Genomic DNA, 15,839 nt, shown 5'->3' with positions numbered 1-15,839 from the left:
ATTAAGCCGTCAGATTAGCCATGACCGCTGTTGCTTCCCTCCATCATCCTCTTCTGTCCAAAGGAACCCGCCTGTTTTTGCGGCGATCGCCCTTGCCCCTCGCGTCCGATCGCCTGTGGCAAATTGAATCCGGCGTGGTGCGCACCTTGGCTTGGTTAGATGACGAATCCTTGGTCACTTTGGGACTGTGGGGGCCCGGCGACTGGGTGGGCGCGCCCCTCTCCAACGTGGCTCACCATCACGCTGAGTGCCTGACGGATGTGAAGGTGCGGTCTGTGCCGATCGGCCAATGGGCCCCCAACCCTTTAGACCTGTTACGCCGCAGCCAACGCACCGAGGAACTGCTAGCCATCCGCAGCTATCGGCGCGTTGAAATGATGCTTCTGAAACTGTTGGATTGGCTGGGGCAACATTTCGGCCGCAACACCCAAAATGGTCGCGAGATTGACTTGCGACTGACCCATCAGGATTTTGCTGACCTCCTGGGAGCCACCCGAGTCACCATCACCCGCGCCTTTGGGCAGTTGGAACGCCAAGGATTAGTCACCCGATCGCTCCATCGAATTGTGTTATGCCCCGATCGAACATGGCACTACGAAATCTAGTTCCCCATCGATCGCGCAATAGCACCCAGAGGCAACCGGCAAATCATGATTGGTGGGAGGCCTAGGGATTGATGACCAATTTCTGGCCATGATTCCCAGACATGATTCATTGCAAGTTTTGGGGAAGTGAGCTAGGAAAATTAAGCTGAATCTCGAAATCCCAGCCGATTGCTGACTAAGTAATAGGGCCGCTGTTTTACTTCGTCATAGATTCGACCAATATATTCTCCTAGAATTCCCAAAAAAACCAATTGAATACCGCCCATAAAAAAGGTTGTGGTCAAACCATAGGCCCAATCTAAAAAACTGTGACCCAACACAAATTTGAAATAGAGACCAATCAAACCTAAAGCAAAGGCAATCAGGGCGCAAAACAAACCCACATAGACCGTGATTCGCAGGGGAATGACGGAAAATGAAAAGATGCCATCAAAGGCTAATTTAAACAACTTGCTGATAGTAACCCGAGGTTCGCCACTGAAGCGGGGCCCCCGTTCTACAACAACTCCCGTTTGCCGAAACCCGGCATAGGCCCGCAGTCCGCTGAGATAGCGATTACGCTCGGGCATGGATCGCAGAGCCGCCGCCACTTTGCGATCCATGAGCGAGAAAATTCCAGCATCAAGGGGCAAGGTTAACCCAGATAGATAATTTAAGAGGCGATAAAACAATCGAAAGGCAATGCGTTTGAGGATAAATTCTTTGCGTTTACGACGAATGGCATAAACCACATCATAGCCCGCTTGCCACTGTTCCACGAAGGATAAAATGGCACTGGGCGAATCTTGTAAATCACCATCCATCAAAATCACCGCATCCCCTTGGGCGTGATCAATTCCGGCGGCGAGGGCGCATTGATGACCAAAATTTCGAGAGAGCTGCAAGAGGCGAACTTCGGAATCGCGATCGATCAAATCCTGCACAATCTTGGCGGACTGATCAACACTACCGTCATCTACAAAAATAATTTCGGCGGGATCTGCTAATTGATCAAGGGTGGCGCGGAGTTGTTGCCATAATTCCAAAATTGTTGCTGCTTCATTAAAAATTGGAATCACAATCGAGTAGCGAGGTTTCACGGTGTTTATCCTGTCGAACCGCTAGAGAGTATCTGAGAGGATGTCTGAAAAGCCAAAATTGCTACTCTGTACGCCCCAGAGATTGATGTAGACAAGATGCTCAAGCCCCTTGTTCCTATGACAATTAATCTTCAGCCCGTGTTGAAAGATAATTCTCAGACATCCTCTGAGAATTATCTTGGGAAATGTGTTCTTATTGATAACTTTGAAATTGATAATTTTGACAAGGATGGATTTTAAAGAAAAAAGTGCCTTCTTTTGGAAAAGGCTGGGCGATCGGGCGGTAGCGTGGTTCTGCGGGGCGATTGGATTGGGATTTAACTGGATTTTGAGGGGCGATCGAACCCGATGATTTCTGACAGGGTGTAGAGAGGGCGGCCTTTGACTTCTTCATAAATGCGCCCCACATATTCCCCCAAAATGCCAATGCTGACGAGCTGGACGGCTCCGAGGAAGAAGATGGCGATCGCGATCGCGGCAAAGCCTGTGACGGGGGATTGGGGTTGGGAAATGCGCCAGTAGAACACCATGGCGGCCATGACCAGGGCGATCGCGGCGGAGAGCAACCCCAGGTAAACCGACAGCCGCAGGGGCGCTTTGGAGAAGGACACTAACCCATCGATCGCCAGCCGCAGCGACTTGCGGAAGGTATATTTCACCTCTCCGGCAAAGCGTGGATCCCGGTGAAAGTGCACGGCGGTTTGTCGAAAACCCACCCACGATCGGAGGCCGCGGATATAGCGATTGCGTTCGGGCATGGCGTTGAGCAAGTCCACCACGGCGCGATCGAGCAGACAAAAATCCCCCGTGTCGGTGGGAATTTCAATATCGGCCAGTTGTTTGAGCAATCGATAGAACCCATAGGCGGTAAACCGTTTGAACCAGGTTTCTTTCTGGCGGGAAACCCGCTGGGCGTAGACCACTTGATAGCCCGATCGCCATTGGTCGAGCATTTCAAAAATCAGTTCCGGGGGGTCTTGCAAGTCCGCATCCAGAATCACCACCACTTGGCCTCGGCAGAAGTTTAAACCGGCTGTGACGGCGATTTGGTGGCCGAAATTGCGGGCTAAGGAGAGATAGCAAACCCGAGAATCTTGGGCTTGCAGCTCGCGGATCATGGCCAGGGATCGATCGCGGCTGCCGTCATTAATTAACACCAGCTCAAAGGGCCCATCCAATTGCTCGCCCACGGCCACCACGCGCCGATATAACTCTGCGATCGTTTCCTCTTCGTTGAAAATGGGCACAATCAGCGAGTAGCGCGGGTTCATGGCAGGACAAAAGCCTAAAGGGCGCAGCAGGGATCGGCTCTCAGGATACGCTGTCTTTGGCCTGGCGTTCAGGTTTCTTGGGACTGGATCAAGGGGCTGCCTTAGCCGATCGCGCCGGGAACCCATCCCAACAACACCCCTGCAATTGCCCCGCAGGCCAACACCTGCCAAGCCGCCAACCGCCATCGCAACAGGCCCACGATTCCCAAAATCAAGAGCGCTCCGGTGGCCGCCGACAGCCAAGCCAACCCCCGATCGATTTGGAGAGCCGCCTGCACCAAAGGCAGAGTAACCGCCAAAATTGCCCCGAGCACGGCGGGTGTGATCCCCTGTAAGAAGGCGCGTACCCAAGGATTATGGCGCGATCGCCGCAACAGAGGTGCAGCCAATCCCACAAAGCCAAAGGAGGGCAAAAAAACCGCGACGGTGGCGGTTAGGGCCCCAAGAACACCGGCCACTTTGTAGCCCACAAAGGCGACGGTGAGCAGGACGGGGCCGGGGGTGACCTGCCCGATCGCCACGCCATGCAAGAACTCGGAACGGGTCAACCAGCCCAACCGCTGCACCACTTCCAACTCCAGCAAGGGCACGATCGTTAGCCCACCGCCAAAGACCAGGGTTCCCGCCCGCAAGAACGTGCTGATCAGTTCGGGGCTGTAGGTGTGGATGCGTTCCCAACCCCAAAAGCTGGCAACGGTCAGGGATTCCGGCGGCAAGGTGGCAACAAAGGTGGGCAGCAAGATGCCCCAAGGGCCGATCGCCCCCAAGGCGGAGCGGCGCGGCCCAAACAGCACCAACCCGGCTAGCCCCGCCAAGACAAAGGCCCACAAGACTCCCCAGGTGCTGAACCGCAGCAGCCCAAAAGCTCCAAGGGCGATCGCCCAACGGATCCAAGGGCGATCGCCTCCCAGCAAGACCTTGCGCCCCAATTTCCAACAAAAGGTCAAGACAATAGCCACCACGGCCGGGGAAATGCCCAAAAACAAGGCCGAAACAGCCGGTAATGCCCCATAGCGAAAGTAGGCCCAAGCCAAAGCCACCACCATCACCCAAGCGGGGGCAATGAAGCAGAGGCCCGCCAACAGGGCCCCGAGCCAACCGGCGCGGCAATAGCCGATGTAGATGCCGAGTTGGGTGGAGGCGGGGCCGGGCAACATTTCGCAAACAGCAATGCCTTCGGTGAATTCTTCCGCCGTCAGCCAACCTCGCTGCACCACCACGGCTTCGTTCATGAGCGCCATGTGCGCCTGAGGGCCGCCGAACCCGGTCACGCCCAAGGTGAGAAAGAGGTGGGCCAGTTCCCGCAGTCGATCGGGCAAGGAAGGGGTGGGCGATGCAGCAGTCATGGGCCAAGCAAACTCCATCAAAACCATCACATCCCAGCAGCCTAACGGACGGGGCGATCGAACCTAGGTATTCTGGCCAACATTGCCCTTGATGAGCACTCGGGCAGTTTGGGCAGTCAGGGATCGTAGGCTAAATGGGTTGATTGGGCGCAATGGCACTGCAAAATCACACCGCAACGTTTCAATTCGATCGGGTCAATCAACGGATGATTACAAACAGTTAATTGCAATTGCAAACGAATGATTTCCATTGGCTCAGAGGATGTCTGAGAAGTATCTTTCAATATGGACTGAAGATTAATTGTCGTAGAAGGGGCTTAAGCCCCTTGTCTACATCGATCTCTGGGGCGTACAGAGTAGCAATTTTGGCTTTTCAGACATCCTCTCAGGCGGTGGTGTTGGCAAGCTGGAGACTTTGACCATGACCCTTTCCCCGATCGGCGATCGCTTTTACACGGCTGATGTGTTTACAACCCAAGCCTTTGGCGGCAATCCCCTGGCGGTGTTCCCGCAGGCCAGCGGCCTGAGCGATCAACGAATGCAGGCGATCGCCCGGGAGCTGAACCTGTCGGAGACGGTGTTTGTTTTGCCGCCAGAAACCCCCCAGGGCACTCGACGGCTGCGCATTTTTACGCCAGGGGGTGAAATTCCCTTTGCAGGCCATCCCACGGTGGGCACGGGCTATGTTTTGGCGAAAATTGGCGAAATTAGCCTCACAGGTGATCACACTCGCTTGATTTTTGAGGAAGGGGTGGGGCCCGTGCCCGTGACGGTGCGATCGCGGGCGGGACAACCGATCGCCAGTGAGTTAACCGTGGCCCAATTGCCGGTAGTGGAACCCTGGCAGGGCGATCGCGCGGCCATGGCTCGGGCGATCGGGCTAACGGCGGCCGATTTGACCGTGCCGGGCTGGGAACCGGCTACGGCTTCCTGTGGCTTGCCCTTCACGGTGATTCCCCTGCGCGACTTGGCGGCCCTGAACCGGGCCCGGTTGCAAATCGGCCCCTGGGAAGAAACCTTTGCGTCCACGGTAGCCCCCCAGTTGTATTTGGTGACGGGGTTAACGGGCGATCGCTCCCTGACGGTGCGGATGTTTGCTCCGGCCTTGGGCATTGCAGAGGATCCCGCCACCGGCTCAGCGGCAGCGGCCTTGGGGGGCTATTTGGTTCAGGGGCGATCGTTCCCTGACGGCGAACCGTCTTGGACCATTGCCCAGGGAGCCGCGATTCAGCGGCCCAGCACATTAACCGTGACGGTGCGAATCGCCCAAGGGGAGGTCACCGAGGTGCGCGTGGGGGGCAGCTCAGTGTTGATTTCGGAAGGGGTAATGTATCGCGCCTAATTCGGTCTGGCTTAATCTTGGCTACCTAGTCCTGTCTGCCTAGTCCTGGCTGGGCAGATAACCCAGGCGATCGAGCGCGGCCAACACCTGTGCCGTGCAATCCGCTAGGGAGTCCCGATCGGTGCGGCATTCCACCTCCGGTTGCTCCGGCGCTTCGTAGGGATCATCAATGCCCGTGAAGCCTCGAATCAAGCCCGCCCGCGCCTTGGCATAGAGGCCCTTCACATCCCGCGATTCACAAACCGCCAAGGGGGCGTTGACATAAACTTCCACAAACTGCCCAATCATCGATCGCACCTCTTGGCGAATGGCGCGATAGGGCGAGATGGCGGAAGCGACCACAAACACCCCATTCCGCGTCAGCAGATGAGCTACAAAGCCAATGCGCCGGATATTTTCATCGCGATCTTCTTTGCTGAACCCCAGACCCTTGCTCAGGTGTTGCCGCACCAGGTCGCCATCCAGAATTTCCACTCGCTGCCCTCGGGCCTTGAGGGCCTCGGCCACGGCCTGCCCGATCGTGGTTTTGCCCGCACCGCTCAACCCCGTTAACCAAATGGTTGCGCCGATCATCGAAGTTGGGCTTGCCGTTGAAGATTCCATACCAAACTGCTTTAAAAATGCGTCTCAGTGCGTCAAAAATGCGTCTCAAAATGAAACTTGAGGCCAACAAAGTCCCTAGAAGACGGGCAAGGTAATACCGCACCGCTGATCCCCAGCTCCCAGCTCAGCAACCGCCTAGCTAGGCCCCCAGGGGCGGATCCACACAGCCACACAGCAGCGGCCCACCCCGATCGGGAAGCTCAATCAGCCGTGGACGAATCTTGCGAATTGGTGGCTCCTTCCTTGTCTGTTGGCTTCAGGTCGGGCACAAAGTCGGGCCGGTCTCTGCCTTCCCAGCCCGCCGGACGCTTGGAGTTATACCAGGCGATCGACCCGATCGACACCGCCGCAATGAACCCCACAACATAAACCGCCACAAACGCCCAAGGAAAACCCTGGCTCACGCCGGGCAGTGCCAGCAACTGGGAGGTCACCAACGAGCCAAACAACGTCGGCAAGGAATGGCCAAACAACAGGGCGGTGTCCATAAGGATTACAAAAAGTTACAAACCACTATCCAAACACAACAATACCCTAAGGGCTACCACCGCCGTCGCTGGTGGTGGGGGGTGCGACGGGTGGTGGGGGTGCAACCGGTGGCGGCGGCGGGGCAACCGGGGGTGGGGGTGCAACGGGCGGCGGCGGCGGGGCAACGGGTGCGGAACGAACCGGGGCCGCCGGTTCCGAAGATCCAGAGCGGGCTGGGGCCGTCGCTGGACTTGGGGCACTGGAACGCGGGGAACGGCGCTCACCCTCGCCACGGCTCTCTTCGCCACGTCCCGATCGCGCTTCACCGCTCCGGGGTTGAGGGGAACGCTCCGATGAACTGCCGCTCCGGGGTTCTTCTTCGCGCTCCTCCCGTTGACGACGCTTCAGATCGTCCTCGGAAGCGGCTTGGCCTTCCCGAGAACCACGATCGGCCCGTTTCTTGGGTCGGAAGCGACGGCCAGACAGGTTCGGCAGCTTGTCAAAGGTTTCCACCTTGAACCCCTTCACGGCCTCTTTCATGAAGTCGTGCCAAGTGGCGGCCGCCGCCGCACTGGCTCCATAGGTGGGTTGGTTATTGTCATTTCCCAACCAAACACCGGTCACCAATTGCGGAATGAAACCAATGAACCAAAGATCCCGCGCCTTATCCGATGTGCCGGTTTTACCCGCCACCGGGCGACCTTCCAGGGCTGCGGGGGCCCCAGTCCCGTCATTCACCACCTGCTGCAACATCCAGTTGATGATCGCCGCATCGTTGGTATTCAAGGCCACGACGGGGTTCGTTTTGTTTTCATAGATCACCTGACCTCGGCGATCGCGAATCCGCCGAATGCCGTAGGTGGGGAAATGTTTACCCTTGGCGGCCAATGTGCCATAGGCCGCCGTCAGCTCCAGCAAATTCACCTCCGAAGCCCCCAGAGCCAAGGAGTAGGTGGGCTTGAGTTCTGACTGAATGCCCATCTTGCGGGCCAGGTCAATCACGTTTTCCCGTCCCACATCCAGCATCACCTTCAGGGCAATAATGTTCACCGATTTGGTCAGGGCCGCAGTGGCCGACTGCCAACCGGAGAACTTACCGCTAAAGTTTTTGGGTTCGTATCCCCCAATGCGATAGGGTTCGTCCGCATAACCCGCATAGGGAGACATCCCCGCTTGGATGGCGGCGCTGTAGACAAAGGTTTTGAAGGTGGAGCCGGGCTGCCGTTTGGCTTGGGTGACGCGGTTGAATTGGTTGGCGGTGAAATTGGTGTCTCCGCTGCCTACCATGGCCCGAATTTCTCCGGTGCGCGGGTCGATCGCCACCAAAGCCCCCTGGGAAAATCGTTGATATCGACCGCGTTTTTGAACAGCCTCTTGCACCGCGCGGGTGGCGACTGTTTGCCAGTCGGGGCGGAGGGTGGTTTCAACGGTTAGGCCGCCGCGCTCAATCACTTCCGGGGGCAGGTGTTTGGGCAGCTCTTGCAGGATATAGGACGTGAAGTGTGGGGCCGTGACGATCAGGCGGCGCGGAATTTTTTGGTTGAGGGCAATTGGCTCGTTTTGGGCTGCGTCCGCTTCGGCCGCACTCAGGAAACCGGCCACCACCATTCGATCGAGCACGATATTTCGGCGCTCTTGGGTAATTTCCGGGTTGACCAGGGGCGAAAAATAGCTCGGAGCGGGAGCCAAACAGGCCAGGGTTGCCATTTCCGCCAGGGTGAGGCGATCGAGGCTTTTGCCAAAATAAACCCAAGCGGCATCGGAAACCCCATAGGCTCCTGAACCGAGATAGACCAAATTGAGGTAGCTTTCGGCGATCTGGTCTTTGGTGAGCGATCGCTCCATTTTGGCCGCCAACAGCGCTTCTCGCAGTTTGCGGGTGGCGCTGCGCTCTTGGTTCAAGAAAACAATCCGTGCTAGCTGTTGGGTGATGGTGCTGCCACCTTCCACCACCTCTCCCGCGAGCAGGTTGGTCCAGGAAGCGCGCAAAATCCCGATCGCATCAACCCCGTCATGCTCATAAAACCGCCGATCTTCAGCGGCCATAAATGCCTGGAGCAGCTTTTTGGGAATTCGCTTTAGGGGCGTTTTTTCCCGGGTTGCGGGCCCCTGTTGCTGCAAAATCGTGCCATCGGCAGCAATAATCGTGACCGTGCCATCTCGGGAAAACGTGAAGACATCCTGGGCAGAAGGCAGGGTATCTTCAAAGGCTTTGACGGAACGCCAGCCGGCCCAGCCGAGGGCAGTGCTGCCACCTAAAAAACTGATCCCAATCAGGATTCCCCAATATTTACCAAAGGAGCGGGGACGGCCATCGGAGGGGTGGCGGGTCGATCGGGAGGGCCAACGCAGCCACCGGGGCCAAGGGAAGGCTGCCCGTTGTGGTGTGGCAACCGTTGGTGGCAGCGTTGGCAATGGATCAGCCGGAGTCGCTGTCGATCCCTCACCACCCTGGCTAGGGGCTGGTGGTAAATCTGTAAATCCCGAATCTGATTGACTCACAGCTTTTCCTCGTTGCTGGCCCGTCGGTGCAGGAGGAGAGAATGCGGCCCGCCGGTTGGCAAATAACTTAACATGACCCCAACGAAGTCTGAGGAAAAAAGTTGCTCAATGACTGATGAAGTCTAACTTTGGGCTGATTTAGAGCGTAAAAGTCGTTGGGTAATATTTGCCTCTGTTGCTTGCCTCTGTATAAATTGCAAAATCTGCATCGCGCCAATGAAGGTTTGGATTCGGGGCGATCGCCTGGAACGGTCTTTGGCAAATCGAAGCAATTGCCTAGAACAGCGTCATGCTGACCAGTTGAAAGCGAATCCAGTGCAAATCCAAAGTAAATCCAAAGCCAAGAGGGCGAATACGCGGGTAGTCTAGGGGCTGAAATGTTGATGAGAGAACGAGTTGAGGCGATGCAAGACCGATTTGATCGAGATGGTCGTGGCTTTAAGCTAGATTACTGACCAAAACTCATGAAGTTGATTGATTGCTCTATGAGCCTTCCCTCCCACGTCACCGACTTAAGCAATCAAGATTATCTAGTTTTGGGCTTGGCCACTTGCTTTCTCAAGGAAGAGGGTGAGTTGCAGTCGGTCAGCCTCATTGAGCCGATTCCTTCAGCAGCCCTAGAAACGATTTTGCAAGGCATTCCCACCTCTTATCAGTGGGCGATCGCCCTGCCGATCGAAGCGGCCTTGGCTGCCAGTGCGGCGGGACAGTTGCCGGAAGGGTTCCCGCCCGAGTCCCATTGGTGCGCTGATTTTGAACCCCGGGCGATCGCGGCGGCTCGCACCTACCGCAGCCGACCCAGCGCCCAACAACACATCCCGATCGGGCAACGGCGGACGGATTTAAATCACTCGGTCGATCGCAAGCGTGTTTTGAACGCCAACAGCATGGTTCGCCCCGAAGACAACGTGAAGCAACATGCTTACACCCATCAGGTGCTCTAGCGCTTGGGTTCAGCTCGCAAAATCAGGGAATTCAGAACCGCCAAGTTGGAAATCCCCACCCCCCTAGGGATGGGCGTGAGCTTGCTGAAAATCCATCCGCAGCCGCTGCACTGTGGAAGTGCCAATATACAAATCACACCACCGAGCCATTTCCCACAACACATGACCGATCGCTTCCTGGGACTCGTAGGCATGGTCTTCGTAGGGCAGCAGCACCAGCCGCGCCGTTCCCCCTAAGCCGCGCATTGCGTCATACATCCGCTCGCTTTGAATGGGGTAAGTACCGGGATTGGAATCCCGCTGCCCATGAATCAGCAGCAGCGGTTCATTAATGCGATCGGCAAAGGTGAAAGGAGACAGGCGGGTATAGGTTTCTTGGGCTTGCCAGTAGGTGCGTTGTTCGCCCTGAAACCCAAAAGGGGTGAGGGTGCGGTTATAGGCTCCGCTACGGGCAATCCCGGCCTTGAAGAGATTGGTGTGAGCCAATAAATTCACTACAGTGAAAGCTCCATAGGAATGGCCCCCCACTAACAACCGTTTGGGGTCGGCAATGCCGCGATCGACCACATAATTCACCGCTGCTTCAGCCCCCGCGATCAGTTGCTCAATGTAGGTGTCATTGGGTTCTGCGCCGTTTTCACCCACGATCGGGAGGCTGGGATCGAGCAATACCCCATAGCCCAAGGCCAACAAAAACAGGGGTGAATCGGCTTCGGGGCGACTAAAGACGTTGGCGGAGGTGGTGACTTGGCCGGCGGTATTTCGATCAGCATATTCTTCGGGATAAACCCAAAACACCATGGGCAACGGCCCATCCCGATCGCGTTGGTAACCGGGAGGCAAATAAAGCGTGGCCGAGAGGGGAACGCCATCGGCCCGTTGGTAATAGACAATTTCTTGCTGAATATCAGCCAAGGCGGGAATGGGATCTGTAAATTGGGTCAGGGGCTGGGCTGGACTTTCGGAGTTGGCTAAGTTGCGCAAAAAGTAGTTGGGAGCCTGGCGCTGGGATTGCCGTTGGGTGAGCAGTTGTCCCTGACTGAGCAGGTCGATCGGGTACTCATAGTAAGGATCAGTGGCTTGCCAAAGCCGCTCCGTTTGACTGGTCACCAAGTTCCAGCGGTCTAGGAAAGGATAGCTCCCCTGAGGCGATGCCCCCTGACCCACAAGGTAAAGGGATTGTTGATCGGTCGCCAGCCGCAACACTTCGAGGCCATAGGGCCCTTGAGCCATCAAAGGGTCGCCGGGGTCACGGTATCGATCCTGATAGTTACGATCGCCTCGCAAAATCGGGGCCACGTCGGGGCGATCGGGAGCCACTTGCCACAACCGCACCCGCCGCTCATCGAACCAAATTTCTTCGATCAGGGCCAGGTTACCATTGCCCCACCAGGCGTATCGAAACCGAAATGAGGATTGCCAAAGCCGTTGGGGTGGCTGATCCAAATCCGTGGCTTCTTGGACGTAGAGCGCATCCCGATCGGTTGCGGCTTGCCCCGGATTGCCCCCGTCCAAGGCCTCAACCCAATAGAGCGTGGCGGGGCGATCGGTACGCCACCCAAACAACCGTTTACCCGGTCGCACAGCATCAAACCCCAGCGGCAAGTTATCCGCCAAGGGCAAGCGGGTCAGAATCTGAGATCGCCCTTGGTTGAGGTGGTGTAAGGCAATGCGACGGGGAAAACGCTCGATCGGTACCTTATAGGAAAAAGGCGTTTCCACTACTTCGACCAAGAGATGTTGACCGTTGGGCGACGGTGTAACGTGGTCGTACAAATCCGGGGGAAGCAGTAATGAGCGACGACCTTGTAAATCAATCCGCTCGATCGTGGCGCTGAGGTAATACTTCAGTAGAGCCTCATCATGGGGGCTACTGAGCAGATTGGTGTAAGTGCGATTGGGCGATCGTTGTCCATCATGATCCTCAATGATCGGCCCCTCAGGTAGCACTGGCATGGGTGGAGGCGCACCCCGATCGGTAGGAATGACCTTACAAACCAAGCCCCCTGTCCCCGGCAACCAATCGCAGGGCGGCCCGTAGGCTCCATTGAGAATTGGCCCCGTCAGTATTCTGGAGCTAGCCGTTTCTAGATCAATGACCCACAACTCCAGTCCGCGATCGGTCGTTTGCGTTAGGGCCAACGATCCGCCATCCCGTGACCAGCGCAGGTTGCTGAGGCGACTGTTGGCCGGCAAAGATACCGTCTGTCGTTGTCGTGTCTTTAGCTCAGTGATGCTGATGCCGCGATAGTAATTACCCAGTGAGGGGCCATTCGTTTGGGGATTAATGCGCAAACCAGCCAAGGGCAAAGCCGGAGCAGCTAGATCGGCAAGGGCTACCATTCCCACCGGCAATAGCTCGATCGCGTAGCGACGGTTAGGTGAAACCATCACGATCGGCGTGGCTGGCGCTTTCAGCATTTGATCGATCGGTGACGGTGCGGGCTGCCAACGGGCGGCCCCGGTCACCGACGGTAACTTCACCGATGGTTGTGCCAAAACCGATGATTCAGCCCATCCCCCACTTATGACTGTGGCCAAGCATCCCAGGACTAACCACCAGCGCGATCGATATCGGCTCGATCGATCTCCATCCACCACAGGCCTCACACTCCTGATCAATCAAGAACCGCAACACATCCACACCAACCGATCGCATCAACCACGACTGCGTTCTTATTTGTCCCTTAAAACCAATATTTCAATCAAGAACCCTCGTGCTGACTTCTCAGTCAGATCATGCTCGGCACAGGCAAAATTTCAACTCAATTAGCAAACACAAGGCGATCCCATTTTTGCGGTCAAAATTCTCTTAAAGTCATTAATTTCATTCTGGGCTTAATGACTTTAAGAGCCTAATTAACCCATCTTAGTCCTGATTACAGATCCTTTATAACTGATCCCACTCCAGCATTTAGAGTCATTGGGACGCAATCAAAAGCATCATTTTTTACATAGACAAATGATCACTTTTTAAATCAGAGACTGACATTTCGCCACAACCTAACCCTGATCAGCCATTGATTAATATCCCGAATTTGACATAGTAATGACTTACGGAAAGCACCGCGTCAAAAATATAGCTAGCTTGACTAAATTTGCAAATATTTCAGAACCCTGATCAATTTCTAACATTTTCCCCAACGACTGCTGCCTATCTCCTGAAACGGTTTAAGCGGGCGATCGTCCCTAAACCCCCAAAGAAAAACTCCCCAAGCCCGGAATCCGAGCTGGGGAGGAAAGGCAGAGTCGAAACCCTGCCTTGAGAGTCAATCTGTCAAACCTTAGAAGATCACGATATCGCGACCGTAGGTCAGGTCGGTGACAGCAGCACCGCTCTTGAGCACTTGCGCAAACGGAATCGGCAACAGATTCGAGTTGGTTCCTGCAAATGCAACACCCGTAACAGGTGCAGTCTGTGGCAGGATGAAGTACTGCGCAGTACCAATAGTTGCATTGGTAGTGCCAGTGTTGATAAATACTCCTGTACCAGTAGTCAACAGGTCAGTGCGGATAGAAGCAGTTCCAGGTAGAGGAGTTGCATTGTACAGGAACTGGCTACCAAAGGTGCCCGCCTGATTAGAACTGGTTGTGCCTGTTGCTGCACGACCGTATAGGATACCGGTATCCCGAGCGTAGATCAGGAGAGACGGATCCCCAACAACGCTACTAATGTTAGTACCGGTCACTGAAGCGACAGTCTTGAAGACTCCTGGCGCGTTGGCAGTCGGGAAGTTAGTGCCTGAGGTGAACAGACGACCTTCTAAGCGAATCTGGTCAACACCTGACTCAAAGTCAGTGATGGTGTCAAACCCACTTAAGGCGTAGCCATAACCTGCCAGTGGCACAGTAGTGCCGGTATCGACAATGTTAGCCGACCCAAAGATGGGGGTCAGGGTAGTGCCAATACCACCATTTGTACCAAAGGCGATTGTCAAGCCTGCACCGAAGGTAGGTGCGGTGAGTGTTCCGCCAGCACTCCAGTTAATGGTACCGCCGCTGGAGAAGGTTAGCAGACCTGTACCGCCAGAAGTAACTGTACCAATACCGGGCAGAGCGGTGAAGTACTTCACTTCTTGAACCGCGGACGGCAGCGTACCAGCGCCGATTGTCCCAGCCACAGGAAGTGCATTGTTGCTGAAGGTGACAGAAGCTACATCACCGATGGCAACGCCCTTGAACAGGAATACGTCAGCGCCTGCGCCACCGGTCAACACGTCAGCGTTGCCCAGACCTTCCAGGGTGTCGTTACCAGCGCCACCGGTCAGGGTATCGCGGTTCGGAGTACCGGTCAGGTACAAGCCAGTGCTGCCTGCGATGATCGTGAAGGGAGCCGTGCCCGAGATGATCGTGTCGCCTTCGCCGGGGTTGAAGCCGGAGATTGCACCACCTGCCAACACGTTGAAGGTGTCGCGACCAGCACCACCCACCAGGGTCACGTTCGACCCTTGGGAAACCAGCGAGTCATCGCCAGCGCCACCTTGGATCGTGTTCGCGCCAGCACCGACCAGGGTGTCACCCAGGCTACCGGCGATCAGCACGTTACCCGAACCCGTGATGGTGGGCAGGATTTGCAGGAAGTTCTTGCCGCCGCCACCGGAAGCGGTCGAGAAGGCAGCACCAAGATTGAAGGTGATCGTGTCGTCGCCTTCGCCACCCGCCAGGGTGTTGTTCGCACCGGTGTTGCTGAGGATGTCGTTACCCAGATCGCCAGAGATGAAGGCACCCGAGCCGCTAGCGGTCAGCACATCAGCGCCCGAGCCGCCGTATACGGAGTCAGCGGCACCAGCCGTGATCGTATCGTTGCCTTGGTTACCGAACAGCAGGGTACGACCACCACCGGTGATCGCATCATCGCCGTCGCCACCGTAAACCGTGGTTGCACCAGCAACGCCAGAACCGCTGAGGACGATGCTGTCATTACCGCGATCGCCGTACAGCAGACCACCAACGGTCGAAGTCAGGGTGTCGTTGCCTTGACCGCCGTACAGGGTATCAGCCCGGTTGCCGGCTACCAATGCATCGTTGCCTTGGTTACCAAACAAAGCCGAAGGACCAACGGAGTTGGCAACCAGCGAATCATCGCCTTCGCCACCGTACATGGTGTCGCCACCACCAGCGGTCGAACCGCCGATGATACCAGTGGAGCTGGACTCACCCACGATCGTGTCGTTGCCGCGATCGCCGTACAGCAGCGAGCCGCCGCGGCTGCGGATGATGTCGTTGCCTTGACCACCGTAGATGGTGTCAGCGCCACCTTGGCTGATTAGCGAGTCAGCGCCTTGGTTACCGAAAATTGAGTTGCGGCCGGCGGTGCTACTGACGAGAGAGTCAGCATCCCCCAGACCGATCAGGGTATCTACGCCAGACCCAATCAAAAAGTTGGGTAGGTTGTTGCCGAACTGAGTCACTTATTCCACTCCTCTGAAATTTGCTGTAGCTGTATGTCTGTGCTTGTACCAAACGATCGACAATTCAGCGTTGCATCCAGTGACAGGCAGCTTATGAGCTTTCTGTTGATCTGAGACTGCCAAAAAGACTCGTACAGCCAGCGCAAGTTTACCTTAGGTTGACTGATACTGTCTAGCTGAAGCCCTTGACGACTAGGCTCTCCAATGGGTTCCCCAAGATTCACGGGAAAATTAGGAGAGGTGGCGGAGATCGTGGCTCAGGTTATGG

The 15,839-nt window shown here is 56.1% G+C and carries 11 protein-coding genes; 3 read left to right on the top strand and 8 right to left on the bottom strand.

All coding sequences use genetic code 11. From position 1 onward, the window contains the following. Window positions 1–20 precede the first annotated feature (20 nt). The gene (locus AC2IAX_RS10985) at window positions 21–605 is read left to right on the top strand and encodes a Crp/Fnr family transcriptional regulator (RefSeq protein ID WP_494387542.1); all 585 of its coding nucleotides are present in this window, start codon (window positions 21–23) and stop codon (window positions 603–605) included. 140 nt (window positions 606–745) lie between these two features. Here the strand turns inward: AC2IAX_RS10985 and AC2IAX_RS10980 are convergent, their stop codons facing one another. The 3 genes from AC2IAX_RS10980 to chrA all read right to left on the bottom strand — a co-directional run bounded on the left by AC2IAX_RS10980 (window position 746) and on the right by chrA (window position 4,301). Next, window positions 746–1,684, bottom strand: coding sequence for a glycosyltransferase family 2 protein (locus AC2IAX_RS10980; RefSeq protein ID WP_494387541.1), 939 nt, complete (start codon window positions 1,682–1,684; stop codon window positions 746–748). Window positions 1,685–2,001: 317 nt separating this feature from the next. Further along, window positions 2,002–2,955 (bottom strand): glycosyltransferase family 2 protein, encoded by a 954-nt coding sequence (locus AC2IAX_RS10975; RefSeq protein ID WP_494387540.1) that lies wholly within the window; start codon window positions 2,953–2,955, stop codon window positions 2,002–2,004. A gap of 101 nt (window positions 2,956–3,056) precedes the next feature. Continuing rightward, window positions 3,057–4,301: a chromate efflux transporter gene (gene chrA, locus AC2IAX_RS10970; RefSeq protein WP_494387539.1), complete on the bottom strand. Its 1,245-nt coding sequence runs from the start codon at window positions 4,299–4,301 to the stop codon at window positions 3,057–3,059. A gap of 421 nt (window positions 4,302–4,722) precedes the next feature. On the opposite strand from chrA, the gene AC2IAX_RS10965 reads away from it, so the two are divergent. Then, window positions 4,723–5,643: a PhzF family phenazine biosynthesis protein gene (locus AC2IAX_RS10965; protein ID WP_494387538.1), complete on the top strand. Its 921-nt coding sequence runs from the start codon at window positions 4,723–4,725 to the stop codon at window positions 5,641–5,643. Between the two features lie 39 nt (window positions 5,644–5,682). Here the strand turns inward: AC2IAX_RS10965 and cysC are convergent, their stop codons facing one another. From cysC to AC2IAX_RS10950, 3 genes are all read right to left on the bottom strand, one after another. After that, window positions 5,683–6,216 (bottom strand): adenylyl-sulfate kinase, encoded by a 534-nt coding sequence (gene cysC, locus AC2IAX_RS10960; RefSeq protein WP_494387537.1) that lies wholly within the window; start codon window positions 6,214–6,216, stop codon window positions 5,683–5,685. 230 nt (window positions 6,217–6,446) lie between these two features. Beyond that, on the bottom strand, window positions 6,447–6,734 hold the full coding sequence (gene psb35 / locus AC2IAX_RS10955) for a photosystem II assembly protein Psb35 (protein WP_494387536.1): 288 nt from the start codon (window positions 6,732–6,734) through the stop codon (window positions 6,447–6,449). Window positions 6,735–6,780: 46 nt separating this feature from the next. Then, entirely contained in the window at window positions 6,781–9,216 is a 2,436-nt protein-coding gene (locus AC2IAX_RS10950) for a transglycosylase domain-containing protein (protein ID WP_494387535.1), read from the bottom strand. A 485-nt stretch (window positions 9,217–9,701) separates the two neighbouring features. Here AC2IAX_RS10950 and AC2IAX_RS10945 point away from each other — a divergent pair, with 485 nt between their 5' ends. Further along, window positions 9,702–10,160, top strand: a complete 459-nt coding sequence (locus tag AC2IAX_RS10945; protein ID WP_199291368.1) for a hypothetical protein — start codon at window positions 9,702–9,704, stop codon at window positions 10,158–10,160. Between the two features lie 63 nt (window positions 10,161–10,223). Here AC2IAX_RS10945 and AC2IAX_RS10940 read toward each other — a convergent pair whose 3' ends face one another. Together AC2IAX_RS10940 and AC2IAX_RS10935 are read right to left on the bottom strand one after the other, a co-directional pair. Beyond that, window positions 10,224–12,761 (bottom strand): alpha/beta hydrolase family protein, encoded by a 2,538-nt coding sequence (locus AC2IAX_RS10940; RefSeq protein WP_494387534.1) that lies wholly within the window; start codon window positions 12,759–12,761, stop codon window positions 10,224–10,226. A gap of 683 nt (window positions 12,762–13,444) precedes the next feature. After that, window positions 13,445–15,571, bottom strand: coding sequence for a beta strand repeat-containing protein (locus AC2IAX_RS10935; RefSeq protein ID WP_494387533.1), 2,127 nt, complete (start codon window positions 15,569–15,571; stop codon window positions 13,445–13,447). Window positions 15,572–15,839: the final 268 nt, after the last annotated feature.

The organism is Limnothrix sp. HT2024, from assembly GCF_059138625.1.
This window is presented reverse-complemented; position numbering and strand designations above follow the sequence as displayed.

Coding starts and splice junctions, on each gene's coding strand:
- AC2IAX_RS10945 (WP_199291368.1), top strand. CDS start 9,702: ATGAGCCTTCCCTCCCACGTCACCGACTTAAGCAATCAAGATTATCTA.
- psb35 (WP_494387536.1), bottom strand. CDS start 6,734: ATGGACACCGCCCTGTTGTTTGGCCATTCCTTGCCGACGTTGTTTGGC.
- AC2IAX_RS10985 (WP_494387542.1), top strand. CDS start 21: ATGACCGCTGTTGCTTCCCTCCATCATCCTCTTCTGTCCAAAGGAACC.
- AC2IAX_RS10975 (WP_494387540.1), bottom strand. CDS start 2,955: ATGAACCCGCGCTACTCGCTGATTGTGCCCATTTTCAACGAAGAGGAA.
- cysC (WP_494387537.1), bottom strand. CDS start 6,216: ATGATCGGCGCAACCATTTGGTTAACGGGGTTGAGCGGTGCGGGCAAA.
- AC2IAX_RS10965 (WP_494387538.1), top strand. CDS start 4,723: ATGACCCTTTCCCCGATCGGCGATCGCTTTTACACGGCTGATGTGTTT.
- chrA (WP_494387539.1), bottom strand. CDS start 4,301: ATGACTGCTGCATCGCCCACCCCTTCCTTGCCCGATCGACTGCGGGAA.